This is a genomic window from Telmatobacter bradus, assembly GCF_048629425.1.
In the GTDB taxonomy this organism is placed as follows: Bacteria; Acidobacteriota; Terriglobia; order Terriglobales; family Acidobacteriaceae; genus Telmatobacter; species Telmatobacter bradus.
Map to the genome: position 1 here is coordinate 2,877,059 of NZ_CP184532.1, position 26,680 is coordinate 2,903,738.

Here is a 26,680-nt window from a genome sequence, read left to right on the forward strand (position 1 = left end):
CATTCCTGCTCTCGAGGTTGAAACCATGGTTCCCGCACAAACGCAAACCCGACGCGCCGACCCGTCCAGACCTTCCCCACTGGACCGGCGCAGCGGCGTTCCCCTCTATCACCAGATCCAGCAACGACTGATCGAACAGATCCAGTCCGGCGAGCTCAAACCCGGTGAGCCGCTGCCCTCCATCGAGCGCATAGCCACCCGCATGGGCGTCAGCCAGATGACCGTGCGGCAAGCCGTGCGCGCGCTCTGCGACCTGGGCGTCATCTACAGCCGCCAGGGCAAAGGTACCTTCATCTCCTCCATCAAACTGGAGCGCGACTTCCGCCAGGTGCTCAGCTTTACCGAAGAGACCGAGGCCCGCGGCGCACGGCCCAGCTCCACCGTGCTCAGCTTCCGCCTGCAGGAAGCCACTCAGCAGGTGAAAGAGGCTCTGATGCTGGCCGAGGGCGAACCGGTCTTCACTCTGCGCCGCGTCCGCTACGGCAACTCCATGCCCATGGGCATTGAATGCAGCTTTCTGCCCGCGCTGCTCTGCCCCGGCCTGATGGAAAGCTACGACCCCACCACTTCTCTCTATGAGGAACTGGCCGAGCACCACGGCATTCAGATGATGGTCACCGATGAGGTGATCGAAGTGGGCAAGGCCAGCGCCGAAGAGGGTCGCCTGCTGCACATCGCCGCCAAGGCTCCGGTCTTCCTGTTCACCCGCATCTCCTATATGGAAGGCGGAATGCCAGCCGAATTCGTCAAATCGGTCTATCCCGGTGAGCGCTACAAGGTGGTCAATCGCCTGATGCGCGGCAAGCGCGAGCCGCTCAGCACACCCATGACGCTGGCCCGCATCACCGGCACAGACCTGCACTGAGCCTGCTCCTTCAGCATCATTTTTCTGCAACAAAAAACTCCGGCAAGCTGCTCAACACAGCCCGCTGGAGTTTTTCTATTTCTTTCCAATTTGTTTCGTAAATCAAGCGAAGCAGTTAGCCCCACCGCAGGTGGTTAGCCACACTGAAGGTGGCGCTTAGCGTTGGATGCGGGCCGAACCACCCTTGGCGAAGGCACGCACCTGGTCTACGGTGGCCATGGTCGTGTCGCCGGGGAAGGTGGTTAGCAAAGCGCCATGCGCCCAGCCCAGCTTGACGGCCTCAGCAGGCTGCTCGCCCGCCAGCAGGCCATAGATGAAGCCAGCCGCAAAGCCGTCGCCGCCGCCCACGCGGTCCACCACATCCAGCTCGGCGGTGGGAGCCACGAACTTTTCGCCATTGATCCAGGCCACGGCGCTCCAGCTGTGGTGATTCGTCGAGTGCACCTCACGCAGAGTGGTAGCCACGGCCTTCACCTTGGGCTGCTTCTTCACAACCTTTTCGATCATCGCAAAGAAGGCGCTCGGATCCAGCTTGGAAGTCGCATGTACGTCCTGACCTTCAATGCCCAGGCCCTTCTGCAGATCCTCTTCGTTGCCCACCAGCACGTCAACGTTCTCCACAATCTTGCCCAGCACTTCGACGGCCTTCTCGTTGCCGCCCTGAATCTTCCACAACTTCTCGCGGAAGTTCAGATCGAAGCTGGTGATGGCGCCCGCCGCCTTGGCTTCCTTCATCATTTCGGCGGCCAGCTCAGCCGTGGTGGGCGACAGAGCCGCAAAAATGCCGCCCGAGTGAACCCACTTCACGCCCTTCGCAAAGATCGCCTTCCAGTCAAAGTCGCCCGGCTTCAGCTGCGCGGCAGCCTCATTCGCACGGTTGTAAAAAACCACCGGAGGGCGCACGCCGTGGCCCTGATCGCTATAGACCGTGGCCATATTCGGTCCGGAAACGCCATTGTGCACAAAGCGTTTGTAAATGGGCTTGACGCCCATGGCGCGTACGCGCTCGGCAATCAGATCGCCCACCGGATAGTCCACCATGGCCGAGGTAATGGCCGTGTTCAAGCCGAAGCAGTCCGCCAGATTGGCGGCCACGTTAAACTCGCCACCGCTAACGTGAATCCTGCACTCCGTAGCCTTGCGAAAAGGGATGATGCCAGGATCGAGCCGGTGCACCAGTGCACCCAGCGAAAGAAAATCGATCTCGGCATCCTTGCGAATCTCCAAACCTTGGCTCATGGCCTTCCTCCTAGGAATATCGTTGTGCCTGCCCCGTTCTGCGTAGAGTAGCTTCAGCAGGACCGTTGGGGCACGCGGCCATTATAGACAGGTCAGACCACAGCTGGCCCGCTCATCCAAGATTTTCTACAAAGCCGTTCTGAATCAACGGCTTGCTCAATGCCGCATGCGCCGGACCCGCAGCTTTTGCGTCGGACCGTGCCTCGGCCACTACAACGATATGATCGAGCAGCAAATCGGCGTTCGCATCGGAGCTGACCAGCACATCGGCCGTAATCGTATCGCCCGCATGCAGCGTTGTGAGCGCCGTGCGATCCTTCACTTTGTAAGGCATGGTCATCGCCTCCATAAAGCCGGGAATCGCCTCATGATTGACGGTCAACTCGCCCTGTGCGGCATCGATAGAGACGACCTTGCCACGCAGCTTGTACACCTTCACCTGTGGGCCGGATTGCGGGCTGGACGTGTGACAGCCGACCGCGAGCACTCCGGTCAGCAACAGCAGAAAGAGGATCGGAAACAGAAGAACGTTGCGCATGTCACTGAAAGTGTACAACCGGCCAAGCGGTTCCGCTTGAGGAGAAATCCACTGCGCCGCAGTGTATAACGCTGGAATGGGCGAAATAAACGAAGCAGAAATGAGTCTGGCCGCGCAGGCCGACCGTTGGCTGGCCACCGGAGGCATGGTGGTAACCGCTAGCGAACGCGCCGCCCGCGCCCTTACGGCAAGCTATCACCAGATGCGCCGCCACGCGGGCCTCACCGCCTGGCCCGCGCCACAGATCGAGCACTGGCAGCAGTTTGTGCGCCGCCTCTGGCAGGAGCGCGTGCACGACGGCCGTCTGCTGCTGGCTCCGCTGCAGGAAGAGAGCCTGTGGACCGCCGTGGTGGGCACCGACAGCCATCTGGCCACCTCCATTGAAAGTACGCGCGCACGCCTCGGCAAGCTGGCCATGGAGGCCCATGCCTTGCTATGCGCCTACGCGCCTGCCCAGCTGGAAGAACGCGTCCGCCTGGGCTGGCAGCGCGATCAGGCCAGCTTCAGTCAGTGGCTTACCGGTTTTGAGGAACACTGCAACAAAGCGCATCTGGTCAGCGCCGCGCGCCTGCCGCTCGAAGTGGCTGAATTGCTCACCGCAGAAAATGCGACGGAATCAGCCGACCGCCCTGCGCTACTGCTGGTCGGCTTTGACCGCTTGCAGCCCACGCAAAAGCGCCTGCTCACGACCTGGGGAGCGTATGAACATGCGGTGCCCAATGAGCCGGCCCGCACGCTTCGCTTTTACACAACGCAGGATGAGGCCTCTGAGCTGGCCGCCGCCGCCCGCTGGTGTGCGCTGGAACTGGCCGCCAACCCCGCCGTGCGTCTACTGCTCATCGCCCAAAATGCCGCCCGCAACCGTGGCCTGATCGAGCGCGTCTTTCGTGCAGAATGCCTGGGGCAGTTCGAGTTCTCGCTCGGCATTCAGCTGGCAGAAACATTGCTTGGCCGCGGCCTGCTGCTCGTGCTCGGCTGGCTCACCCGCTCCATCGAAGAAAACGCTCTCGACTGGCTGCTCTCCACCGAGCAAACCACCCGCGACACCACCGAAGCTGACTTGCTCTTCCAGCGCATGCGTGTTCTGCGCCGCAGGGGGCTGGAACGCACCCAGTGGAGCCACGACGAATTTGTACGCGCAGCCGCACAGCCTGCCGCGCCCCCCGCATGGGTGGAGCGCTTCACGGCAGCTCGCAAACTCTTGCGCGAACAGCCCACAAAACAAGCGCCGCTCGCATGGTCGGAACTGCTTCCGCGCCTGCTGGAGGCTCTTGGCTGGCCCGGCGGCCGCCCCCTTTCAAGCACGGAATATCAGGCCCAGCATCGCCTGGAACAGGCTCTGGAAAGCTGCGCCGCGCTGGGCTTTGATGGCCGCCGACTCAACTGGAGCGAGTTCCTCTCCACGCTCGAAGGCGTGCTGCACAAAACGCTCTTCGCCGCCGAGTCCGCCGATGCGCCCATCCTGATTGCCGGACCCACCGAAACCGCTGGTCTGGAGGCCGACGCCCTCTGGTTTCTGGGCGCAACCGAAGAGAGCTGGCCAGCTACTGCGCAGCCCCATCCCTTCATTCCCCTGGGCGTACAGCGCGACGCGGGAATGCCTCACGCGCTGCCGCGTCTGGACTGGGAGCTGGCGCACACCATCACCGAGCGCCTGCGCTGCTCGGCAAGTGAAGTCTGCTTCAGCCTGCCCCGCAACCGGCAGCAGGTAGAAACCGGGCCTTCGCGTCTGATTGCCCAAATCGCCGGTACGCCGCAGCCTTTGCCTGCTGCGCTCACGCCGCGCACTCACGCCGAACCCGCCACCGAACTCTTTGCCGACCGCACCCATCCCGCCTGCTCCGCGCAGTCCGCATACAGCGGCGGCGCAGCGCTGCTCACGCGCCAATCGCAGTGCCCCTTCAAGGCCTTTGCCACCACGCGCCTGGCAGCAGAACCGTGGCAACCCGCCGAGCCCAGCCTCAACGCCATGCAGCGCGGCAATCTGCTACATGCCGTGCTGCATTCCATCTGGGCGGGTCCGCCACACGGCCTTCAGTCCCACGCTGATCTGATCGCCCGCAATGATCTGGAGGGCTTCGTCGCAGACCACGTAGCGCGCACCTTTGCCGCCACGCTGCCGCCCGCCGCCGGGCAGATGCCGCACCGCTATCTGGAGTTGGAAAAGCAGCGGCTCGTACGGCTCGTCACGCAGTGGCTGCATTATGAAGCGGAGCGCATTCCCTTCACCGTCAAGGCCACGGAAAAAGATGCCACCGCCTCCGTCGCGGGCCTGCAGTTGCGTCTGCGTCTGGACCGCGTGGATGTGCTTGAAGACCACTCGTTGCTCGTCGTTGACTACAAGACTGGCGAAGTCACACCGCGCTCCTGGGATCTGCCCCGGCTCGACGATGTGCAGCTTCCGCTCTACGCCAGCTACGGCCTTGATCGGGAGCACAACGAAGAACTGGGCGGCGTCGTCTTTGCCAAAGTACGCACAGGTGCTTGTGAATTCGCCGGCCGTGTGGGCAGTGCCAAAGAACTGCTGCACTCCAGACTCAGCGCATCTTCGCATCTGATGAAACGCCCCCTCGATGCCGAAATGCTGATGGACTGGCGCGACGAAATCGAGAAGTTGGCCGAGGAATTTCTGAGCGGCCGCGCCAGCGTGCAGCCACTCGATCCCGATAAAACCTGCGAACGGTGCGACCTGCAAACGCTCTGCCGCATTGAAGAGAATCGCGACCTGTTGCGCGAAGAAGAATCCTGCAGCAACGAAGAGGAAGCCCATGACTGACGCACGCCCCCTTCCTCCCGACCAGAACGAACGTCTGCGCGCGCTGGCCACGGACAGATCCGTACTCGTGCAAGCTCCCGCCGGATCCGGCAAAACCGATCTGCTCACCCGCCGCTTTCTGGCGCTGCTGGCCACGGTAGACGCGCCCAGCGAGGTCGTCGCCATCACCTTTACCCGCGCCTCAGCCGCGGAAATGCGCCACCGCATTCTGGCCGAGCTGGAAAAGGCTTCGCACCTTACCGCACAGCAAATCATCGCTGCCGAAGAGTCTTCCATGACGGCGCTGGCTGCTGCCGCCATCGCACGCTCGGAAGAGCACGGCTGGCAGTTACTCGATCTGCCCACGCAACTGCGCATCACCACCATCGATGCCTTCTGCCGCGAACTGGCTCTCGGTCAGCCCATCGTCAGTGGCCTGGGCGGCGGCATGGAACCAAGCGATCAGCCTGCGGAACTCTATCGCCGCGCTGCCCGCCGCACGCTGGCCTCGCTCGACGATGCGCCCGCGCCGCTGCGCGAAGCCATCGAGCTGCTACTGCTCTGGCGCGACAACAACTGGGCGGAGATGGAAGACCTGCTCATCCGTATGCTCGCGCAACGCGACCGCTGGATGCGCGACTTCGTGCTCGACAGCAGCTTCGATCCTGATCTGGTGCGCGCCAAGCTCGAACGCCCGTTTGCCAACGCCGTGCAAGCCGCACTCGCGCACCTTGACCAGCTTTTTGATCAGGCTCCCGCTGCACGGGAGGAAGCGCTCGCCCTGGCCCGCTTTGCCTGCGGAAATCCCGGAGGCGAAGTCTTTCTCGATCTTGCCGAACTGCCCGCATGGCCCAGCTTCGACGACGAAGAAGAGATCGAAGCCGCGCAACGCGCATTGCTTTCGCTCGCAACTCTCCTGCTCACCGGCACAGGTACCTTCCGCAAAAGCATCGACAAACGCATCGGCTTTCCTGCCAATCGCAAACGCGAGAAAGCCAGCCTGCTGGAGTTAATCGCGGGTCTCAACGCGATTGACGGTTTTGAATCCGCGCTGGCCGCTCTGCGCACATTGCCCCCCGCACGCTTCAGCGATGAAGAGTGGCAGATCGTGCGCGCCGCCTTCACCCTGCTGGTGCATGCCGCCGTGAATCTGCGCATCGTCTTTGCCGAAGCCGGCCAAACCGACTTTACCGAGATCGCGCAGACCGCGCTCAATGTGCTCAAGGGCGAAGAGGGCCTGCCCGAAGATGCAACCCTGGCCTTCGCCGACGGCATTCACCATCTGCTCGTCGACGAATTTCAAGACACCAGCCGCCGTCAGCACGAACTGCTCGCGCACCTCGTCAGCGCATGGCCCGATGCCATCAGCCGCACCTGCTTCGTCGTCGGCGATCCGATGCAGTCCATCTACTTTTTCCGCGACGCCGAGGCCGAACTCTTCGCCCGCGTGCGCTCCCTCGGCCTGGAACTACCCGACGCCGAGCCGCTCACCTTCGACTTCGCGCAGCTACGTTCCAACTTCCGCACCGAGCCTGCACTGGTCAGCGAAACCAATACGTTTTTCGAAAGGGTCTTCGCGCACGACGACGGCAGCGGCGTCACCTTCGCATCCGCCGCGCCCTCGCGCGCACCCAAGTCTGGCTTCGCCTTTGCGGCTGAGACGCTCCAGCTCCATCTTGACTTCATACCCGCATCACGGAGCCATACCGGCTCCAGCATCGAGCGAGAAAGCCGCACCGCAGCACGCACCGCAGCGCATCAAGCACAGATTGACCGCGTCATTGCGCTCATCCGTGAGCATCACCAACAAATCAAAGCAGCCGCTGCCTTCAACCTCACGGCACCCACTGCGGAAAAGAAAAAATATCGCGTCGCCGTGCTGGGCCGCTCGCGCAAATCACTTGCACCCATCGCTGAGGCTCTGCACAAGGAAAAAATTCCCTTCCGTGCAGTCGATCTGGAAGGCCTCAAGGACCGGCCAGAGATTCAGGACGCGCTGGCACTTGGCCGCGCCGCCCTCAATCCGCAGAATCGCGTGGCATGGCTCGGTGTCTTGCGCGCTCCCTGGTGCGGACTCTCGCTTGCCGATCTGCATGCGCTGGTAAGCGGCGATGAGCAATCCACACTGCGCCGCTCCGTTCCATCGCTGCTCAAGGAGCGGGTCAAGCTGCTCTCCGCCGAAGGCACGGCCGCCGTCGAGCGCCTGCTCACCGCGCTCGACACCGCGCCAGCCTTGCGCTTTGCCCAAAGCTCCAACGCCCTCGGCTCATGGCTCGAACAGTTGTGGCTGAGCGTGGGCGGCGCGGCCTGCGCCAATCCGACCGCACACGCCAACCTTGACCTGCTCTGGCAGACGCTCGATGATCTGCCTGCCGGAGAACAGGACTTGCTGGGCCCTGCGCTCGATGCAGCACTGGCCGATCTAACCGCGCTGGCTGATCCAACCGTGCAGGAAGAGTGCGGCGTGCAGCTGATGACCATGCACAAATCGAAGGGTCTGGAATTCGAAGTGGTGATTGTGCCGGAGCTGCAGGCCACCTCTGGCGCGCCCGACTTCTCGCTGCTCACCTGGCTGGAACGCGGTCTGGCCGAGCCCGACGAGAGTGGCGCACTCAGCGAATTTCTTGTCGCGCCGCTGCAATCGAAGGGCGATGAGAGTGGCAGCGCCCGCGCCTGGGTCACGCGTGTGCGTCGCGAGCGCGAACGGCAGGAGATGCGCCGTCTGCTCTACGTAGCCGCCACCCGCGCCCGCGAAGAGTTGCACCTCTTTGCTCGTCCCGCCTGCACCGTCGATGCAAATGGTGAACTCACCCTGTCTGAACCAAAGAATTCTCTGCTGGCCACCGCCTGGCCCGCACTCGAAGAGACAGTACGCACGGCCTTTTCCGCGTGGGCTACGACGCAAAAGCAGGAAGAGCTCGAAACAGAGACAGTGGAACTCGCCGCTGCTGCCGAAGACGCTGCAACAAATCTGCACGTACTTCCCGCACCCGAAAAACCTACCCACTTCCGCCGTCTACCGGTTGATTTTGCGCTGCCCGTGCAGGCATTGGAGGATTCGGACTCAGCGGCCAATGCTGTCGAAACGAATCGCGAAGCGCTCTACGCGCGGCACGAAGGTGGTATGCGTTCGCGGCTGCTCGGCGTCGCGGCCCACGCGCTGCTGGAAGAGCTGGCCCGTGCCCGCATGAACTTAGACTGGCCTGACGCTCTTGACCAAATCAAGAAAAAAACGCCCGCCGTTCTTGCCGATCTGCGTGCCCGCGGGCTCGACCTGCACTCCGCAACCAATCTCACTACGGAAGCCCTCGCACTGGCCGAAGCCGCCAGCCGCGATCCGCTCGGCCAGTGGGTGCTAGCCCCGCACACCGATGCGGCCAGTGAACAACGCTGGACCGGCGTGGTGCAGAACGAACTGCGCAGCGTGCAGGCAGACCGCATCTTCCGCGCCGGAGCCGAGCCTCATGCGGCAGGCGAAAACGTCTGGTGGATTGTGGACTACAAGACCGCCCACGCCGACGGACTGGAACTTACCACCGCACTGCCGGAATTGCGCAAAAAATTTGCCGGCCAGCTTGAGGCTTATGCCAAAATGCTGCGCAACCTCAAGGGCAGCGACGTGGAAGTGCGCCTCGCCCTCTACTATCCGCGCCTTCAAGCGCTCGACTGGTGGAGCGCATAATTTTTCCTGCTCGCTGACAAACAAAAGGCCCGTGCAATTGAAACTGCACGGGCCTTTTTGCGAGTAAGTTTTTAACTGAGGTTGGCCATCAGGCTGTCAAGCACCGACTTCGGCGGTCGGGTGAGCGATTCAGGCAGCGTGGCCAGAGGTTCATCCACCGTGTTGAGCTGATCAAGAAACGTGGGCTTAGTGGTGTCAATGTAAAAGACGCCCGTCAGCACCTCATCGTGATCCGCAGCCTCCATCAGCGTGCGCACGGCGTTGGCCTTGTCGCTCGGATCGTAATCCTCCAGCAGCTTGCGCAGCTTCAGGTTCGATCCGTCGTGCATGGTCACGTCGTAGATCTCGCCAGAGTCGTAGTCCACTTCGATGTCATCGAAGCTGGCCACAAAGCCAATCTCGTTGATGGGCTCGTCATTCTCCTGCAGGAATTTGTAGCTCTTGGTCGAGCCCTCGTGATCGTTGAAGGTTACGCAGGGGCTAATGACGTCGAGCAGCACCGTTCCCTTATGCGCAATGGCCGCCTTCAGCATGGAAAGCAATTGCTTTTTGTCGCCTGAAAACGAGCGACCCACGAAGGTTGCGCCCAGCTGAATCGCCAGCGCGCAAATATCGATGGCAGGCAGTTCGTTGATCACGCCGGTCTTCAACTTGGAGCCAATGTCGGCCGTGGCCGAGAACTGGCCCTTGGTCAGACCGTAGACGCCGTTGTCTTCGACGATGTAGATCATGGGCAGATTGCGGCGCAGCAGATGCACAAACTGACCCGCACCAATCGAAGCCGTATCGCCATCGCCGGAAACGCCCAGCGCCAGCAGGGTTTTGTTGGCCAGCAAAGTTCCGGTGGTTACGGCCGGCATGCGCCCATGCACGCTGTTAAACGAGTGCGAACGGCCCATGAAGTAGGCCGGGCTCTTCGACGAGCAACCGATGCCGCTCATTTTGGCCACCCGCTCCGGCTCCACGCCCATCTCGAACATCGCATCAATGATGCGCTCGCTGATGGCGTTATGGCCGCAGCCAGCGCAGAGCGTTGACTTGCCGCCACGGTAGTCGAGGACCGGAAGACCAATGTGATTGACTCTTGGGTTAGGAGCTGTGGTTGCCATCTAGAGTCCCTCCTTGGCCACAAATGCTTCGGTGATGGTGCGCGCGTCGATCGGCAGTCCGTTGTAGTGCAGGATGCTGCGTAGTTTTGTCACCAGTTCCGCATCCAGATCGAGCTTGAGCAACGATGCCGTCTGTGCGTCGCGGTTCTGTTCAACCACATAGACCCGCTCGTGCGCAGCCACGAACGCCTGCACTTCCTTGGCGAAGGGATAAGCGCGAACGCGCAGGTAGTCAGCCTCAACACCATACTCTTTGCGAAGCTGGTCAAGGCTCTCCTGCATGGCAAAGTCCGTGCTGCCCCAAGCAATAAAGCCCACCTTGTTGCCGTCGTTCCGGACCACCACCGGCGCGGGAACCAGCGTGCGCGCATTCTCAAATTTGCGCGCCAAACGGTCCATCATGCCGGTATAGTCTTCGGGCTTTTCGCTGTACTTGGCCTCATCGTTGTGGCCAGAGCCACGCGTAAAGTAGGCCGCTTTGGGGTGCTTGGTGCCGGGCAGCGTGCGATAGCCAATGGCATCGCCATCCACGTCGCGATAGCGGGCAAAACCGCCTAACCGATCCAGATCCTCGGCCGTAAGCACCTTGCCGCGGTCGTAAGGTTTGGTCGGGTACTCGAAGGGCTCCGACATCCAATTGTTCATGCCCAGCTCAAGATCGCTGAGTACGAAGATCGGCGTCTGCAGCCGCTCGGCCAGATCGAAAGCCGCGTAGGTCAGCTCAAAACACTCCTTCACATTGCCGGGCAACAGCACAACGTGTTTGGTATCGCCATGCGAAAGAAAAGCCGTGCTGAGCAGATCGGCCTGCGCAGTGCGCGTGGGCAGCCCGGTGGAAGGGCCAACCCGCTGCACGTTCACAATCACGCCGGGCAGCTCCGCCCAATAGCCAAGGCCGCTGAATTCGGCCATCAGCGAGATTCCCGGACCCGAGGTTGCCGTCATGGAGCGAGCGCCAGCCCAGCCCGCGCCCAGCACCATGCCGATGGCGGCCAGTTCGTCCTCGGCCTGCACCACGGCAAAGGTCGCCTTGCCCTCCGGCGTTACGCGGAATTTTTTCAGCAGGTCGGTTGTAGCCTCAACCACCGAGGTAGAAGGCGTAATCGGGTACCAGGCCACCACCGTAACACCGGCAAAAACCGCGCCCATGCCACAGGCTGCATTGCCGTCCACGATGATCTTGCCCGCCGTCTTGTCCATCGGCTCTATAAAGAAAGGATCGCGCTTGGCCAGGTTCTCGGCAGCATATTCCCAGCCTGCCTTGACCGCGCCAAAGTTCAAGTCGAAGACCTTCTGCTTCTTCGCGAACTGCTTGCGCACGCCCTTTTCAACAATCGTCAGATCGATGCCCAACAACTCGGCCACCACGCCCACATAGATCATGTTCCTGACCAGCTTACGCAGCTTGGCCTCGGGGCAGATGCTGGCGGTCAGCTTGTCGAAGGGAACGGGATAACAGACAACGTCGTCGCGGTACTCGCCCAGGTTGAGGCTCTCCTCGAAGAAGACCACGCCGCCGGGAGGCAGCACCAGCACATCTTCCTTGGCCGTCTCGGGATTGAGTGCAACCAGAACCTCCGCAGTGCGCTTGCGGGCCACGTAGCCGTCCCGACTGGCGCGGATCGTATACCAAGTGGGCAATCCGGCAATATTCGACGGAAACAGGTTCTTGCCACTGACAGGAACCCCCATTCCGAAGATGCTCTTCAGCAGCACGCTATTGGCGGATTGCGAGCCGGAGCCGTTCACCGTTGCTACGTTGATGCTGAAGTCATTCACCACGCGCTCGTGCGCGTTGCGTTCACCCTGCTGCTGCCCCAGGGCCAGGTCTCCTGTCGCCATCTGGCGTACTTCCCTTCGGCAAAAATCTACCCGCATTGTTTCGCTGGCAGAAGTGATTATAGTCACAGTCTGGTACGTCTGGCTCTGAAAGGGAAAATCCTCTGTAACCCCAGTTTCCTCTTTCCGGGCCCTCCCAAATCGGCTTGCGCAACACCGGCTGACGAAGACTTTCTCCTCATGCCAAAGGAGAAAACCTTCCGCTTTCCTGCCATGAAGCACAAAACGCTCTGGAGTGTAATCCTCTTTTGCCGTGCTCTGCAAGTTCCTGCACAGCCAAAGCACAAAGGACCCCACGCAGAAGATGCGCGGGGTCCTGTACGGATTCGCTTTTATTCGTCGCGCAGTACCTCAAGCGGCCGCAATCCAAGAATCCGGTGGCTGGCCAGCCAACCGGTTCCAGTGGCCAACGCCGCCGTAGCCAGCACGGTCCACAGGCTCGCGCTCCAGGCCGCATGCCATGGAATCTGCAGCCTGTCTTCGAGCGCCCGCGTCAGCAGATTGGCAAAAACCGCGCCCACCAGCCCAGCCAACAACCCCAACACGCTGAACTCCACGCTGAAAGTGCGCACCACATGCAGCCGGGTAGCCCCCAGCGTCTTGAGTACGACGGCCTCCCGCATGCGGTGATAGCGTGTGCTGGCCACGCTCGAAGCCAAAATCATCAAGCCCGCCAGAATCGAGAAGCCAGCCAGCAGATGAATCACGAAACTGATCTGCTCGACCACGCTCTCCACCCGCTCCAGCACGTCGGCCACGTTAATCACCGTCACTGTCGGGTAAGCCGCAAAGAGCGCCTGCTCAATTGCGCCCACCCGCCGCGGATCCACATGCACGCCGCCGTAACAAATCCCCGGCTGATCCTTCAGCAGACCCGACGGCAGCAGGAACGAAACCCGTCCGCCAATGTGTTGACCATCTGGCTTGAAGAGGGCCGCCACCTTTACCTCGTGCTTCACGCCGCCCACTTCCACCGTCAGCGCCGAGCCCACACCCAGGTGCAGTCGCTCGGCAATCCAGTTATCGAGGGCAATCTGGCTGGCATTCGCATCGCTCCACCACTGGCCTGCGGTCAGTTTGTCGCCTTCGGGCACGGCATCCGACCAGCTCAGCTCGGCATTTTCCAGTTCCCGCAGCGGCACATGCTGGCCCTTGAACTCCTCCACTGGCCGCCCGTTGATGGCGTCAATCCGGCCCTGCACCACCGGCAGAAGGGTCAACGGCGCCGTCACGCCCGGCTGATGGGCAAAGAACTCCTTCACCCCCGCAGCCTCCTGATTCGTCACGTCAATCAGGAAGAGATTGGGCAGCTTGGGCGAGGCGGTTTCGCGCAGATCCTTGAGCAAGTCGAACTGGATCAGATAGACGGTAAGAATCAGCATCACGCCCAGGCCCAGCGCCGCCAGCACCGCCGCCGACTGGTTCCCCGGCCGGTAGAGGTTGGCAAGGCCATGCCGCACCGAGGTGGGCAGATGCAAACGCACCCGGTCCAGCACAAAACGCAGCACCCGCAACGCCCCCGCCGCCATGGCCAGCAGAACCAGCAGCGCCAGGCTGAAAAACAAGGCAAACGAAGCGCCCACCTTGGGCGAATCGGCCAGCACCCATGCAATGCCGCCCAGCACCGCCAGCACCAGAGCCGCAAGCCCCAGTTGCAAACGCCGCTCCCACCAGCGCCCCAGCCAGCCACGCAGACCAACCGGGCCCTGCTCCACCAGCCGCCGCAACACCAGAATCGGCCGCACCTTACGCACATCCAGCAACGGCGGCAGGCAAAAGAGCAGCGTGGTCAGCAACCCTGTGCCCAGGCCCGCCAGCACCGATCGCCAGGGAAACTGCAGGAAAATATGCAGCGGAATCAGGCTGCCAAAGGCATGCGGCAAGGCCATCATCACCGCCAGTCCAGCAACTGCGCCCAGCAGACCGCCCGCCAAGCCCAGCCCCAGCGTCTGCAGCAAAAAGATGCGCAGCAGATCGGACGTGCTGGCTCCCATCGCCTTCAGAATCGCCAACATGTCCATGCGCTGCTCCAAGTGCGCGTGCATGGCCATGGCCACGCCAATCGCCCCCAAAACCATCGCCACCAGACAGATCAGGCTCAGAATCGCCGTGGCGTTTTCAAGCCCATGGGTCAGCGCCGGATTGCCTTCGCGGTAGTCCACCACCTGAGCCTCGGGCAGCGTCGCCTCCAGTTCCTTGCGCACCGTTGCGGCTTCAGCCTCGGCCTGCTTTTCCTCAACCGTCGGCAGCTTGACCAGCAACCTGTGGCTGGCCCGCGCGCCAAAGCCCATCAGCCCCGTACCTTCCAATTGCGCAGTTGCCAGAAAAACCCTCGGCCCCATGCCCGCGCCCGCCGTCATGCGGTCCGGTTCCTCCCGCACCACGGCAGCGATGCGGAAGCTCTTCATTCCCAGCTGTATTTGGTCGCCCACCTGCGCATGGGTGCGAATCAGGAACTCCTCAGCCACCACCACGGAGTCTCCGCGGAGCGCCTCCCGCAGGCTGATCGCCGGTTCAAGCTTTGCCTCGCCATAGTAGGGGTATTCCGCAGGATCAACAGCCTTTAACGTCACTAATAAGGGCAGACTTCCTGCCTTCCCCGAAGCCATCGAGAACGTCTCCACCACCCAGGTGGAACGCAATCCCGGATGAGCCTGCGCGAGCGCGTCCAGCTTCTTCTGCTCGTCGGCCGAGGGCCCACGAAAGAGCCGCGCACTCAGGTCGCCAGCCAGAATCGAGCGCGCCTCACCGGAGAGCGTCGCCTTGAAGCTCTCGCTCAGCCCGCGCACGCCCACCAGCGCCGCCACACCCACCGCCACGCTCAGCACCACAAAGCCAAACTTGGCCGGAGCTGACTTCAGATCGCGCCAGCCGATGGCCGCCGCCCGCTTCCAGCCGAGCGCCCTACCCATTTTTCTTCTCGCTTTGGTTGAAGTTTTCCGCCAAAGCCTCTGTATTTGCTGGAACGGAGTTCCCCTCACCGTCCGCGGCGCAAGGGCAGGAATCTTCCACAATCACCCCGTCCTTAAGCACGATCCGCCGGTCAGCCCGGCTGGCCACTTCAGCGTCATGCGTCACCAGAACCAGCGTGGTTCCCGCCGCTCGATTGCGCTCCAGCAGCAGCTCCAGCACCAGCTTGCCGTTGGCCGAGTCCAGATTGCCAGTTGGCTCATCGGCCATCACCACCGGCGGGTCCACAACAAAGGCCCGCGCCAGCGCCACCCGCTGCTGCTCACCGCCCGAAAGCTGCACCGGATAATGATCCATGCGGTCGGCCAGCCCCACCGCCGCAAGCAACTGCCGCGCCCTCTGCTGGCCGTCGCCCTGGGCGTTCAATTCGTACGGTAGCAGCACGTTTTCCAGCGCCGTCAGAGTCTGAATCAGCTGATAGGCCTGAAAGACAAAGCCGATCTTCGCCCCCCGCACCTCGGCCAGCCGCGCCTCCGGCAAATTGTGGATCGGAAGACCGTCCAACAGGATCTCGCCTTCGCTCGGGGAGTCGAGCCCGGCCAGCAGCCCCAGCAATGTGCTTTTGCCGCTGCCCGAAGCGCCCACAATCGCCACAAACTGCCCCTTCGGAATCCGCAGCGAGATTCCCTTCAGAATCTCCACCCGCCGCGCTCCGTTCTGAATCCACTTTTTTACCGCTCTGACGTCGATCAACGGTCCTCCGAAAGGTACTTGAGACAAGGTTCCAGGTTTTAGGTACCAGGTGATAGTCCCAAGTCCCCAGCTACACTACTTCCATGTACGCATTGCGCTGGACTTTCGTTGCATACTTTCTGCTGGCAACCGGAATTTTTCTGCACGCCGCCGAGCCGCGCCTGCTGGTCTGCTACGGCGACAGCATCACGGCAGGCTACGGACTGGAACCCGGCCAAGCCTGGCCCGAAGCCCTCAGCCGCACTTTGACCACGCAAGGGCGGCACATCAAGGTGCTCAATCGCGGCACCAGCGGCGCCACCACCAAGGATGCGCTTGCTGGTCTACCCGGCCTGCTGGCCCTGCACCCCACCGCCGTCGTCGTGGAGTTTGGCGGCAACGACGGCCTGCGCGGTCTGCCGCTGGAGGCCACCCGCGCCAACCTCGATCAGCTGCTTACCGGCCTCGAACGTGCCCACATCCGGGTTCTGCTGGCCGGCATCACCCTGCCGCCCAACTACGGCCCGCAATACATTCATAGCTTCGAGAAGATCTTCCGCGATCTGGCCGCCCAACACCACACCGTATTTGTGCCCATGCTCTACAAGGATCTGATCGGCAAACCCGGCAGCATCCAGCCAGACGGCATTCACCCCACCGCCAGCGGCAGTGAACTGATCGCCCACACGCTGCTGCCCTCCGTAAAGACCCTTCTACGGGATTGATCCGGGAAAAATGGTTCTTCATCCCCGGGCCCCAGCTAAAAGCTGCAAGCAGCCCCCTCGCGCAGTCCCCCGCCCAACGCGTACACTATTTTCATGGCAGAGATTCAGCGCAGAAAGACCCCCACTGTTCGGATCGGAAACGTCCTGGTTGGCTCGGACGCACCCGTCGTAGTCCAGTCGATGACCAACACCGATACGGCCGACGCCGCCTCCACCATTGAGCAGGTAGCAGCTCTGGCCCGGGCAGGCAGCGAGATCGTCCGCGTCACCGTCAACAACGAAGAGGCTGCCGCCGCCGTGCCGGCCATCGTCGAAGGTCTGGCCAAGCTGGGCCTGAACGTGCCCATCGTGGGCGACTTCCATTACAACGGCCATCTGCTTCTGAAGAAGTTCCCCGCGACGGCCAAGGCACTCGCCAAGTACCGCATCAATCCCGGCAACGTCTCCATTGGCCGCAAGGACGATGACAACTTCCGCACCATGATCGAGTGCGCCATTGAGAACGACAAGCCGGTGCGCATCGGCGTCAACTGGGGTTCGCTCGACCAGTCGCTGCTGGCCAAAATGATGGATGAGAACCAGAAGCTGGCCCATCCCCAGCCCATCCGCGAGGTCATGTTTGAGGCGATGATCGCCAGCGCCCTGCAATCGGCGGAAGCTGCGGAAAAAATCGGCCTCGGCCACGACAAGATCCTGCTCTCAGCCAAGGTCTCCGGCGCGCCAGACCTGATCGAGCTCTACCGCCGCCTGGCCACCCGCTGCAACTACGTGCTGCACCTTGGTCTGACCGAGGCCGGCATGGGTGCCAAGGGCCTGATCGCCAGCTCCGCCGCACTGGCTCCGCTGCTGCTCTCCGGCATTGGCGACACCATCCGCGTTTCGCTCACGCCCCGCCCCGGTGGCGACCGTACGGAAGAAGTGCAGGCCGCCCAGCAGATTCTGCAGTCGCTTGAGCTGCGCAGCTTTATGCCCCAGGTCACCAGCTGCCCCGGCTGCGGACGCACCACCAGCACCTACTTCCAGAAGCTGGCTGAGCAGATTCAGAACTACCTGCGCACCTCCATGCCGGAGTGGCGCAAGAAGTACCCCGGCGTGGAAGAGATGAAGCTGGCCGTCATGGGCTGCGTCGTCAACGGCCCCGGCGAATCCAAACACGCCAACATCGGCATCAGCCTGCCCGGCACCTTCGAGGAGCCCAAGGCCCCGGTCTACATTGACGGCAAGCTGGCGCTCACCCTCAAGGGCGACCATATCGTCGAAGAGTTCCAGAAGATCCTCGACGAGTACGTGGAATCGCACTACACCGCCAAGGTGTAAGCGCAGAACCGGCAGAAAACTAAAGGGGTGCGGATCGAGAATCAAGCAAAAGGATTCTCGATCCGCACCCCTTTTCTATTTCATTCCCAGCACAATCACGTTACGATAAGCCCGTCTTCCGGAGGCCCTTCCCCATGCTTTCCAAAATTTTCCTGCTGCTCCTGCTTTTAAGCACCCCCCTGCTGCTACTCGCCGCCAGCAAAAAGAAGTGCTACTCCGCCGATGAGGCCACCAAGAAGCTCCACAAGGAGGTCTGCATCTCGGCGCACATCTACGATGTGGTGGAAACCCAGGACGGAACGCGCTTTCTGGACGTCTGCGCCCCCGAGGTGCCAGACGCGCTTTGCCACTTCACCATCATCAGCTTTGTGGAGGACAGCGTCGATGTGGGCGACCTCTGGCGTTATCTCAACAATGACGTACAGATTCGCGGCATGGTGCAGCCCATGCACGGCCGCGCCGGAATTGTGCTCAGCCATGCCCGCCAGTTCGACGGCGGACCGCCCAAGTTCAGGCCCAACCCGGTACTGGCCTACGGATTTGATGCCGAACAGCAAAAGCCGCCCATCGAAGACCCCAACCTACGCCGTCAGGGCGGAGCGCGTGGCTTCATGAACAACAGCAGCCGCGTAACGAAATAACAGAGGCTCCAGCCCGAAGTAGATGGATTCCTGACGCAGAAAGTGTTTGAATTGAAGTGGATTCCCTGTCCTGACCGCCCGGAATCCGCAAAAGTATGGAATTCACCTTTCAGGCCGGCGCATTGCTCCTGCTGGTGGCGGCCGTTGTGGCCATCGCCACGCGGCGGCTGCATCTGCCCTATAGCGTTGGTCTGGTGGCGACAGGCGTGGTGCTGGCCTTTTTGCCGCAGCTGCCCAAAATCGAGCTGACCCGCGAACTGCTCTTTACCGCCCTGCTGCCTCCGCTACTTTTTGAAGCCGCCTTCCATCTGCCGTGGCGAGCTCTGCGCCGCGATGCCCTGCCCATTTTGCTGCTGGTTTCGGTGGGCGTGCTTCTTTCCGCTGCCGTTACGGCCGGCGGACTGCGCCTGCTGCTCGGCTGGCCGATTCTGCCCGCCCTGGTCTTCGGTGCCCTGATCGCCGCCACGGATCCGGTTTCGGTGATTGCCCTCTTCCGCGAAGCCAAAGCGCAGGGCCGTCTGCTGCTACTCATCGAGGCGGAAAGCCTTTTGAACGACGCCACCGCTGCCGTGCTTTTTACCGCCGTACTGGCCATGGCAGGAGGTCAGTCTCTCGGACCGCTGGCAGCAGTTGTTCTGCTCTGCAAGTCAGTAGTTGGCGGACTGTTCTGCGGCGCTGCCGTAGCTGCGGGAGCACTGCTACTGGCTGGCCGTACCGAGGATCCTCTGGTGGAAATTGCGCTGACCGCCGTCGCTGCCTACGGATCCTTTTTGCTGGCCGATCAACTGGGATTTTCCGGCGTGCTGGCCACCATTACGGCAGGCCTGATCCTAGGCAATTTGGGCCCCCTGCATATTCTCAGCGAGCGCGGCCATCAGGCCATCACCGAGTTCTGGCAGATCGCCGCTTTCCTCTCCAATTCGCTGATCTTTCTGCTGATCGGCATCCATCAGGCAGGGCAGAACTACCGCGGACGGGGGCTGGTGATCGCGGCGGGCCTCGCCGTTATGCTGCTGAGCCGCGCAGTGGCCGTCTATCCGTGCTGCGCGGTCTTTGCCGCCAGCAAACTGCGCATCCCCTGGCGGCAACAGCATGTGCTCTTTTGGGGAGGTTTGCGCGGCGCTCTGGCCCTCGCCCTCGCTCTCAGCCTGCCCACCACGCTGGCTTACCGCGAGCAGATGCTCACTCTGTGCTTTGCCGTAGTGGCCTTCTCGGTTTTTGTGCAGGGGATGACGATGAAGCCGTTTTTGCGGCGGATGGGCGAACTGCCTCCGCGCGCATAGGTGACTACGCCGGAAGGACTGGAAAATTCGTCTCTCGCTCCGTACTGAAACTTCTCGGGCAAGGTCGGACGACTTTATCCTGTCCCTGAAAAATACTCTAAAATATAGAAAGGCAGTTTGTTATTCTCATTTTGCCCAGAGTTTGTCCCCGCACGCCGGGCGCAGAGGAGTTTCGTGCCGAGCCGTAAAGAGATTCAGTGGTCGCAGTTGCGTGTTGGAGTGCTGATCGTGGGCGCCACCGCGCTTCTTATCGCGCTCATCTTCCTTATGTCCGGCTCCTCGGGCGGACTGTTCACCACCAAGATCGTCCTGCGCTGCTACTTCAGGAATGCCTCTGGCCTGAAAAACGGCGCCCCCGTCACCCTGCAGGATGTGAACGTCGGCAACGTGACGCAGCTCCGCATCGTACCTGAGCGCACGCCCACTCCAGTGGAAGTGACTCTGCGCGTGGGCAAGGAATACGCCGCCGCGCTGCACACCGACACCTCGGCCAGCATTGAGCAGGCCGGAGTACTGGGCGACAGCTACATCAACCTGGACTCGACCAACGCCACCGGCCCCACCCCTGGCAAAAACGCCGAGCTGCGCGTCTCCGACTCCCCCGGCATTCCTGAAGTGCTCCGCTCCAGCACCTCCTCGCTCGACGAGCTGACCACACTGATCCGCAAGCTACAGGTGCTCACCGACTCCCTCAACAGTAAAAAGGGCACGGTTGGCACGCTGATCAACGATCCCGCCATGGCCCAGAAGATCGGCCGCATCGCCACCAACCTCGATACCATCACGACGGCCATCGGCAGCGGCAAGGGTTCGCTCGGCAAGTTCGTCAACGACGACAGCATCTACGACCGCGCCAACTCGGCCGTCAGCCGACTGGACCGCATCACCTCTGATCTGGACGAGGGCAAAGGCACCGCCGGCAAGCTGCTCAAGGACGAGACGCTCTACAACAATCTGAATCAGGCCGTGGCCAATACCAATCAGTTGATGGCGCAGATCAACAGCGGTCAGGGCGCGCTCGGTAAGCTTGCCAAGGATCCGGCCTTCGCCGCTAAACTCGACGACACGGTCAACCGCCTGGACTCGATCCTGACCAATGTGGACGAAGGAAAGGGCACACTCGGCCAACTGGTGCAGAACCCCTCGCTCTACAACCACGCCGACGCCACGCTTGACCAGAGCCAGCATCTGATCCAAAGCATCCGGGAAGACCCCAAAAAGTACTTCGTCATCCGCCTGAAGATGTTTTAGAGACAATCCAGAAGGCCGGGCAGCCTAAAAAAGTGTGCAAAGCGCTGTTTTCTTCAGGGAAATGGCGCTTTTCCTCATCCATGCCCTCTACCGCAATTCTAAATTTTCTCTGGATTCGTTCTGTACCCGCTATGCCGCATCGCCAACAGGCTGCGGAATCGCCCTTTCACGGCGATAACACGGGTTCAAATCCCGTCGGGGACGCCAATTAAATCAATAACTTGCAAGTCCCGTACAGAATTTTGTAGGTCCGTTATGGTCCGATAAGCGAAGTGCTCGGTTTCGCTGCGAATTACGCAGTCTGTTTCTTGTCGAACAACATGCTCACAATCTTGCTTTGTGCGTCGCGCTTATTCTGCGTGATGGCCTGTGCGTACAGGTTCATCGTCACAAGACTGTTGGCATGTCGCAAGAGTTCCTGCACTGTCTTGACATCCTCACCGTTGGCCTTGAGGAGTGTCGCGTAGGTGCGCCGGAAGGTGTGCCAGCCAATACCCTCTATGCCGAGGATTTTGGCTGCTGGCAGGATATGCGCCCGGTAAAACGCGCCCGGCCAGTAAGGCAAGCGCCCATTCGAATGTGGGCTTGCGAACACCCAGTCCTCCGGTTGCGGGTAGGGACTGATCGCCTGCCAACGGGACAGAGCGTCCGCCAACCTTGAATCGAGAGGCACCGGCTTACGGCTGGCTTCCGTCTTGCAGTCGCCAATGTGTTGCATGACGATGGAGCGGGTGACGGAGATTTGCGATTTCGCAAAATCAATGTCATTCCACTTCAACGCCAGCAGTTCGCCCACGCGCAGCCCGGTCATCACATCGAGAAAGACCGCCGTGCGTGCAGGTTCTTTCAAGAGTTGAAGCAGCGCTGCAATTTCCTCAACGTCGAGTACAATCGGAACCTTGGACCGTTTCGCACTTTGACGCACATGCGTGATCGGATTCCGTTCATGCCACTCCCACCGGATTGCGTGATTGAAGACTGCGTGCATGATGTTCCGCATCTTCGCCTTGCTCCCATTGGAGAGCTTCAGCGAACGTAGCCACTCTTCTACAGCGACCGAACGCACATCTTTCAATTTGTACTGGCCCCAACGAGGCAAGATCCATTTACGGAAGTAGCCTTGATAGGTCCTGCATGTCGCGTAGGTTTTGCCTGAGTCTTCGCCGAGTTCCTTTTCCCGGTAGTGTTCGACTAGCGTTTGAACACTCATTGGAGTTAGGTTCATGCGCGGACTTTCGGCGTTGATGTCAGCCCGAAGCGCTGCGACGGCCCGTTGCGCCGCCGTTTCGTTCGGATATTGTTCCAGTGTTCCCAGCACCAGGTTGCGGCGTCTCCGGCTGCCATCAGGCTGGACTTCATACCAGCGGTATTCCCAGGCTTTCCGACTTCCGGCGCGTTCCACAAGCTGAAGGCTGCCTTGCTGAAATCGTGAGCGTCTCATGTTCCTCCTCATTTCAAAGGTGGTGAGACGGCACGGATAGCTGTATCCAGCCTACCGTGCCTGCGCGTCGCCGTCGAGATCGTTTTCGTCATCATTCTGGATCAGAGAAGGAAAGAGCTCAGAAGCGCGAAATCGCCACAGCTTGCCAACTCGAACGCCGGGCACTACACCTTTGCGTGCATAGCGCTGAAGGGTTTTAGGGTGAACCTTGACAAGAGCCGCCGCCTGCTCGCTGTCCAGCAGCCGCTCGAAGACGCGTGGAGAATGAGGGGAATCGAACATGGCTCGCACACTCCTTGAAACCACAATGGATTGGGTTGTAGTGTCTCGTCAACCCACATGTTGGGGCTGATTTTCAATGGCGTCGATGAGGCTATGCGAAACGAAGGCGAAGTTTTGGGAACAGCAGATGCGCCAAGTCGTTCCAGTCGTTTTTAAGGAACTTTAAGCAATGACAGAATTTTGATTTTATGAAAGTGAAATTATATTTAGGGCATTATTTCGCTGGACAAACCCGGCTGACATTCCCCGATAGATGGAGCATAGCCGAAGCGCGGGCGATGTCAAGGGCGGCTATGCCGCCGCTACGCGGTCATGACCCTTGACACCGCCCTCTCCGCCTCGGCCCACAATCCCAATATCGGGGAATGTCATCTTTCTTCAACAGGATAGGACGAGACTTTAGCTGCCTTCGTCAAGTTCAGAAGAACGAACAAAAACATACGAAAATGTAGTAACATATGCGTTGTGAAGACGCGCTTTGAGTGGGACCCGGCCAAAGCAGCCAGCAATCTGCGAAAGCACGGTGTGAGCTTCCCAACCGCAACCCGTGTCTTTTCTGATCCTTATGCCCTTGTTGAGCAGGACCGGATCGAAAACGGCGAGGAGCGATGGCAAACAGTGGGGATCGTAGACGGTGTTGTGATGCTCCTGGTGGCCCACACAGTGCGTCAACAGGACGAGATTGAAGTCATCCGCATCATTTCAGCAAGACGCGCCGACCGCAGGGAGAGAAAACGCTATGAAGAAGAAAATGGTTGAATACGAGATCGACCTAGCCAATCCCCCGGCACTGACAGCGGAGCAGGTGGTGGAATTGAAAGCGCTGCGTGCCAAACCGGACAGCGAAATCGACTACAGCGATATTCCGCCCTTGCAGGAGAGTTTCTGGAAGAAGGCGGTGCAGAATCCGTTTTACCGTCCTACCAAGACCTCGACCACAGTGCGCATTGATTCCGATGTGTTGCATTGGTTGCGCTCTCATGGCAGAGGCTATCAGTCGCGCATCAATGCCATTTTGCGGCGTGAGATGTTGACCTCGCTGAAAGTTACAACCGCAAAGCACGGGTAAGCCACAAAATCGCGCGGGGCTGCTGGAGATCCTTGCATCAAAGGCCGATTCCAAGTTCAATGAAGATTTCTTCGCTTAGGACTGAAAGTTCAATGGCTTTAACTGGAGCCTGTTGAACACCGTGCTCAAGTCCGAAAGAGAGCGCCTGCTCTTTTGCCAGTTCCATCGCTGACGGACGAGCGGAGGAGATGCCCAGGGACTCGCGCAACTGTTCGCGGTCACTTGTCACGATGGCAATATCACTTCTGCCGCGTGACGCGCCTACGTAGAACAATTCCTGTTTCATCGAGTCAGCAGAAAGAATCACGCCGTCCACCGTCTTGCCCTGGCTGCGATGGGCAGTAACGGCGTAGCCATGATCGAACTGGCGATAATTCTCCGGCATCGCGCGGCCATCCTCCAATTCAATGCGCCCGTTCACCACATTGTGCACCTGTACCAGTTCGCCATTGGTGGCCCGGAAATCCGCATCCCGACGATTGCCAGTCAAAAGCAGTCGATCCCCAGCAGCCACTTCAATAGGCCGCAGCTCCTGGACGGAAAAAGATCGCGTCTGCGCGGGGGTGAAGGTTCTCTCTTCGCCGCGAGCATTGCGAGCTACCAGCACATCGGTTCTGACCTCACTGACAGTCAGAGCTTCATGCTTATCCATGCCCCTTGCTGCCCGGTGAACCAGGAGTACATGCCCTTCGCGGTAGTTCGACAAATCGCGCTTTTGCGCTTCCGTCCATTGCAGCGGAACGTGCCGATCAATTACCACGCTTGGGCCGAGGTGGCCTCGTTCGGAAAGGTCGTCTCGAATCGCACGGGTAACGCGGCTGATCTCCTCATGCGTAGGCGCTACAACCAGAATCTTCCGGGAAGGATCGGCTGTCATTTCGCGATAGAGATCAGCGACAGCCCGGCCACGCTCTGCAAAGGAGACCTCATGCACCGCGCCGAGCCGTTCCAGCTTTTCAAATCCCTGTTCGGGAGACTCGCGCAGTGTTTGAATGGCATCTCTGTACGCGATGTTCGATTGGCGCTGCACGCCGGTCAGCGAGACATTTTTCATCTGCGATTCGTGCTCCAGAATGCGCAGCGCGTCCGAGGCTTCAACACTCTGAATCTGCCGCGTGTCGCCGGAGAAGAGAATACGGGCCTGCTGCTGTTCTGCGAGTTGTAGTATTCCATCCATCTGACGCCCGGAGATCATGCCAGCCTCATCCACGATCAAAACCCGGCCACGAAGCGCTGCCTGTGCCGACTCATCTTCCAGCAGCCGGGAAACGGTCATCGCATCGCGGAAGCCGACCTTTTGCAACTCCTCTACCGCGCTGCGCGTCGGCGCAATCGCCGTTACATTGCGCCCGGCTTCGCGAAGCCCGCGATCAATTTTCTGAAGTGTGACCGTTTTGCCGGTTCCTGCTGCTCCGCGCAGGTTAATAGCGAAATCGCGTGAATCAAGAATCTGCTGAACTGCGCGTTTTTGTTCGTCTCGGAGATGTTCATCCGGGTGGAATTCATGCGTGCCACCCAGTTGCGGGTACTGGCCGATGCCCTTATTTACTAAAGCCACCATGCGCTGTTCGCGGTCCAGACTGTCGCGGGTAGCCAGTCGATTACCGGCATGGATAAGTTCGCCCTGGGATTGCTCAACTTGCAGCAAGCCGCGCAATTGTCCCAGATCAACTTGACCCCGGCCATGTTGCAGAGTTTCAGCCAGCAATTCGTAATCATGAACGACAGAACGCCGCTCGAAGAGATGTTCCTTTGCGTATTGCAAGGAATCATGCGCTCGCGAAATTTCATCTGGCACGTTCTGTCTGTGCTCCAGGGAGTTCTGCTGGAGTCGTTCAAGGCTTCGCCGTTCTTCCGGAGACAGACGTGCCTGCTGCTGTTGCCGGACCTGCTCTGTGGAGATTTCCGCCAGCTTGTCCGCGCGAGATTCACGGACGAGAACGGCAACTTCGTTATCTGTTGGCTTGCGGCCATTCTGCTTTGTGAATTCATCAATGGCCCGATCCCGTTGTGCGCTGCGCTGACTATATCTTTCTTGCAAATCATCAGAGACCCCGCAAATTTCAAAGCCCTGGTCATGGCCTCGGGAATCGCGGTGCGTCTCAATCTCATAGCCAAGACTGCGCACCTCGTGGGCCAGTGTATTCCGGTAGACCTCGGTGAGGTACGCCCGGCGCTCATACAAACCGGATGCCTGTAATGCCTTCCAGCGACCCTCTACACCGTCATAGGTGAGATTGGCGGCAACGGCGTGGGTGTGCAGTTGCGGGTCGAGTTCGCGGCTGGCATCGTGGCGGTACGTAGCAACGATCCAGTTGCCGGTCATGCGATCTTCGTTTACACCATTAAGACGGACACGTGTTGCTGCATGGCTTTCCGCTTCTGCCAGAGTTGAGCGGACGGCTTCATCGTGAGCAGCTATCAATCGCTCATCTCCCGCGACCATCGCCTGAATCGAAACCGACTTCGGCGCGGAGAACGTCAGATCGTAGAGAGACCGCGCCTTGCTCTGCTCGGTTCCATCCACACTCACTCGATCCGTACTGTGACGCGGACGCAAATATTCTCCGGTCTCTGGGTGCAACCCTTCGCGGACAGCCTCAAACTGTTCAGGAGTCACTTCGCCGCGCAATCCAAGCAATTCGGCGCCACGACCATACCACGCGCCTTGAACCCGGCGATGCTCATCGTAGTAATCGCTTTGTTCGAGATGCCGCTGGGCATACCCGGCACCGCCCGACATGGCCCGTATCGTCAGCATAAACTGACGCTAACGCTGTTCGAATTTGCAATGCAACAGCTTTTGCGTTTTTGCCGTCCTGATTGTCGCGTCAGTGCAGTAGCCAACAGAAGCCAGTTCCGCACCCGGTCTGCCCGTATTGCAATCCATGCGCCCTGAATCTGCAAGCGTCATTTTGGCTGAGTCCGGCGAAGAGCGTTCTCGCTGTACTCGTTTTGAAGATAGACATCATCCCTAAGCCTCACGGCTTAGAAATTCTGGC

Annotated in this window: 19 protein-coding genes; 10 read left to right on the top strand and 9 right to left on the bottom strand. The window is 60.5% G+C overall.

Going from position 1 to position 26,680, the window contains the following annotated elements:
• Nucleotides 1–25: 25 nt before the first annotated feature.
• On the top strand, nt 26–865 hold the full coding sequence (locus ACOBR2_RS11970; protein ID WP_420236345.1) for a GntR family transcriptional regulator: 840 nt from the start codon (nt 26–28) through the stop codon (nt 863–865).
• A gap of 156 nt (nt 866–1,021) precedes the next feature.
• On the opposite strand, the gene ACOBR2_RS11975 is transcribed toward ACOBR2_RS11970, so the two are convergent.
• Nucleotides 1,022–2,104 carry a PfkB family carbohydrate kinase gene (locus ACOBR2_RS11975; RefSeq protein ID WP_420236346.1) on the bottom strand — a complete coding sequence of 361 codons (1,083 nt, stop codon included), beginning with the start codon at nt 2,102–2,104 and terminating at the stop codon, nt 1,022–1,024.
• 112 nt (nt 2,105–2,216) lie between these two features.
• A complete protein-coding gene (locus ACOBR2_RS11980) occupies nt 2,217–2,642 on the bottom strand; it encodes a copper-binding protein (RefSeq protein ID WP_420236347.1) in 426 nt (141 codons plus the stop codon).
• A gap of 76 nt (nt 2,643–2,718) precedes the next feature.
• On the opposite strand from ACOBR2_RS11980, the gene ACOBR2_RS11985 reads away from it, so the two are divergent.
• Both ACOBR2_RS11985 and ACOBR2_RS11990 read left to right on the top strand, forming a co-directional pair.
• The gene (locus ACOBR2_RS11985; protein ID WP_420236348.1) at nt 2,719–5,418 is read left to right on the top strand and encodes a PD-(D/E)XK nuclease family protein; all 2,700 of its coding nucleotides are present in this window, start codon (nt 2,719–2,721) and stop codon (nt 5,416–5,418) included.
• Nucleotides 5,411–9,079, top strand: a complete 3,669-nt coding sequence (locus ACOBR2_RS11990) for a UvrD-helicase domain-containing protein (RefSeq protein ID WP_420236349.1) — start codon at nt 5,411–5,413, stop codon at nt 9,077–9,079. Before ACOBR2_RS11985 ends, ACOBR2_RS11990 begins: the two co-directional genes overlap by 8 nt.
• A 71-nt stretch (nt 9,080–9,150) precedes the next feature.
• On the opposite strand, the gene ACOBR2_RS11995 is transcribed toward ACOBR2_RS11990, so the two are convergent.
• From ACOBR2_RS11995 to ACOBR2_RS12010, 4 genes are all read right to left on the bottom strand, one after another.
• On the bottom strand, nt 9,151–10,188 hold the full coding sequence (locus ACOBR2_RS11995; RefSeq protein WP_420236350.1) for a 2-oxoacid:ferredoxin oxidoreductase subunit beta: 1,038 nt from the start codon (nt 10,186–10,188) through the stop codon (nt 9,151–9,153).
• A complete protein-coding gene (locus tag ACOBR2_RS12000; RefSeq protein ID WP_420236351.1) occupies nt 10,189–12,030 on the bottom strand; it encodes a 2-oxoacid:acceptor oxidoreductase subunit alpha in 1,842 nt (613 codons plus the stop codon).
• A gap of 329 nt (nt 12,031–12,359) precedes the next feature.
• The gene (locus tag ACOBR2_RS12005; RefSeq protein ID WP_420236352.1) at nt 12,360–14,939 is read right to left on the bottom strand and encodes an ABC transporter permease; all 2,580 of its coding nucleotides are present in this window, start codon (nt 14,937–14,939) and stop codon (nt 12,360–12,362) included.
• The gene (locus ACOBR2_RS12010; RefSeq protein WP_420236353.1) at nt 14,932–15,690 is read right to left on the bottom strand and encodes an ABC transporter ATP-binding protein; all 759 of its coding nucleotides are present in this window, start codon (nt 15,688–15,690) and stop codon (nt 14,932–14,934) included. The genes ACOBR2_RS12005 and ACOBR2_RS12010 overlap by 8 nt, the downstream gene beginning before the upstream one ends.
• A gap of 83 nt (nt 15,691–15,773) precedes the next feature.
• Here ACOBR2_RS12010 and ACOBR2_RS12015 point away from each other — a divergent pair, with 83 nt between their 5' ends.
• The 5 genes from ACOBR2_RS12015 to ACOBR2_RS12035 all read left to right on the top strand — a co-directional run bounded on the left by ACOBR2_RS12015 (nt 15,774) and on the right by ACOBR2_RS12035 (nt 20,886).
• A complete protein-coding gene (locus ACOBR2_RS12015; protein ID WP_420236354.1) occupies nt 15,774–16,394 on the top strand; it encodes an arylesterase in 621 nt (206 codons plus the stop codon).
• A gap of 93 nt (nt 16,395–16,487) precedes the next feature.
• Nucleotides 16,488–17,711: a flavodoxin-dependent (E)-4-hydroxy-3-methylbut-2-enyl-diphosphate synthase gene (ispG, locus tag ACOBR2_RS12020; protein ID WP_420236355.1), complete on the top strand. Its 1,224-nt coding sequence runs from the start codon at nt 16,488–16,490 to the stop codon at nt 17,709–17,711.
• 134 nt (nt 17,712–17,845) lie between these two features.
• The gene (locus tag ACOBR2_RS12025; protein ID WP_420236356.1) at nt 17,846–18,352 is read left to right on the top strand and encodes a hypothetical protein; all 507 of its coding nucleotides are present in this window, start codon (nt 17,846–17,848) and stop codon (nt 18,350–18,352) included.
• Nucleotides 18,353–18,447: 95 nt separating this feature from the next.
• Nucleotides 18,448–19,635, top strand: coding sequence for a cation:proton antiporter (locus ACOBR2_RS12030; RefSeq protein ID WP_420236357.1), 1,188 nt, complete (start codon nt 18,448–18,450; stop codon nt 19,633–19,635).
• A gap of 174 nt (nt 19,636–19,809) precedes the next feature.
• Nucleotides 19,810–20,886: an MlaD family protein gene (locus tag ACOBR2_RS12035; protein WP_420236358.1), complete on the top strand. Its 1,077-nt coding sequence runs from the start codon at nt 19,810–19,812 to the stop codon at nt 20,884–20,886.
• A gap of 292 nt (nt 20,887–21,178) precedes the next feature.
• Here ACOBR2_RS12035 and ACOBR2_RS12040 read toward each other — a convergent pair whose 3' ends face one another.
• A complete protein-coding gene (locus tag ACOBR2_RS12040) occupies nt 21,179–22,288 on the bottom strand; it encodes a tyrosine-type recombinase/integrase (RefSeq protein WP_420236359.1) in 1,110 nt (369 codons plus the stop codon).
• Between the two features lie 90 nt (nt 22,289–22,378).
• Nucleotides 22,379–22,609, bottom strand: coding sequence for a helix-turn-helix domain-containing protein (locus tag ACOBR2_RS12045; protein ID WP_420236186.1), 231 nt, complete (start codon nt 22,607–22,609; stop codon nt 22,379–22,381).
• Between the two features lie 465 nt (nt 22,610–23,074).
• Here ACOBR2_RS12045 and ACOBR2_RS12050 point away from each other — a divergent pair, with 465 nt between their 5' ends.
• Both ACOBR2_RS12050 and ACOBR2_RS12055 read left to right on the top strand, forming a co-directional pair.
• Nucleotides 23,075–23,368 (top strand): BrnT family toxin, encoded by a 294-nt coding sequence (locus ACOBR2_RS12050; protein WP_420236187.1) that lies wholly within the window; start codon nt 23,075–23,077, stop codon nt 23,366–23,368.
• The gene (locus tag ACOBR2_RS12055; protein ID WP_420236188.1) at nt 23,349–23,678 is read left to right on the top strand and encodes a BrnA antitoxin family protein; all 330 of its coding nucleotides are present in this window, start codon (nt 23,349–23,351) and stop codon (nt 23,676–23,678) included. Before ACOBR2_RS12050 ends, ACOBR2_RS12055 begins: the two co-directional genes overlap by 20 nt.
• 37 nt (nt 23,679–23,715) lie before the next feature.
• Here the strand turns inward: ACOBR2_RS12055 and mobF are convergent, their stop codons facing one another.
• The gene (mobF, locus tag ACOBR2_RS12060) at nt 23,716–26,439 is read right to left on the bottom strand and encodes a MobF family relaxase (RefSeq protein ID WP_420236360.1); all 2,724 of its coding nucleotides are present in this window, start codon (nt 26,437–26,439) and stop codon (nt 23,716–23,718) included.
• Between the last annotated feature and the right edge of the window lie 241 nt (nt 26,440–26,680).

Excerpts from the sequence above, each read along its gene's own strand:
- ACOBR2_RS11970 (WP_420236345.1), top strand. The coding sequence starts at position 26 with ATGGTTCCCGCACAAACGCAAACCCGACGCGCCGACCCGTCCAGACCT.
- ACOBR2_RS11975 (WP_420236346.1), bottom strand. The coding sequence starts at position 2,104 with ATGAGCCAAGGTTTGGAGATTCGCAAGGATGCCGAGATCGATTTTCTT.
- ACOBR2_RS11980 (WP_420236347.1), bottom strand. The coding sequence starts at position 2,642 with ATGCGCAACGTTCTTCTGTTTCCGATCCTCTTTCTGCTGTTGCTGACC.
- ACOBR2_RS11985 (WP_420236348.1), top strand. The coding sequence starts at position 2,719 with ATGGGCGAAATAAACGAAGCAGAAATGAGTCTGGCCGCGCAGGCCGAC.
- ACOBR2_RS11990 (WP_420236349.1), top strand. The coding sequence starts at position 5,411 with ATGACTGACGCACGCCCCCTTCCTCCCGACCAGAACGAACGTCTGCGC.
- ACOBR2_RS11995 (WP_420236350.1), bottom strand. The coding sequence starts at position 10,188 with ATGGCAACCACAGCTCCTAACCCAAGAGTCAATCACATTGGTCTTCCG.
- ACOBR2_RS12000 (WP_420236351.1), bottom strand. The coding sequence starts at position 12,030 with ATGGCGACAGGAGACCTGGCCCTGGGGCAGCAGCAGGGTGAACGCAAC.
- ACOBR2_RS12005 (WP_420236352.1), bottom strand. The coding sequence starts at position 14,939 with ATGGGTAGGGCGCTCGGCTGGAAGCGGGCGGCGGCCATCGGCTGGCGC.
- ACOBR2_RS12015 (WP_420236354.1), top strand. The coding sequence starts at position 15,774 with ATGTACGCATTGCGCTGGACTTTCGTTGCATACTTTCTGCTGGCAACC.
- ispG (WP_420236355.1), top strand. The coding sequence starts at position 16,488 with ATGGCAGAGATTCAGCGCAGAAAGACCCCCACTGTTCGGATCGGAAAC.
- ACOBR2_RS12025 (WP_420236356.1), top strand. The coding sequence starts at position 17,846 with ATGCTTTCCAAAATTTTCCTGCTGCTCCTGCTTTTAAGCACCCCCCTG.
- ACOBR2_RS12030 (WP_420236357.1), top strand. The coding sequence starts at position 18,448 with ATGGAATTCACCTTTCAGGCCGGCGCATTGCTCCTGCTGGTGGCGGCC.
- ACOBR2_RS12045 (WP_420236186.1), bottom strand. The coding sequence starts at position 22,609 with ATGTTCGATTCCCCTCATTCTCCACGCGTCTTCGAGCGGCTGCTGGAC.
- ACOBR2_RS12055 (WP_420236188.1), top strand. The coding sequence starts at position 23,349 with ATGAAGAAGAAAATGGTTGAATACGAGATCGACCTAGCCAATCCCCCG.
- mobF (WP_420236360.1), bottom strand. The coding sequence starts at position 26,439 with ATGCTGACGATACGGGCCATGTCGGGCGGTGCCGGGTATGCCCAGCGG.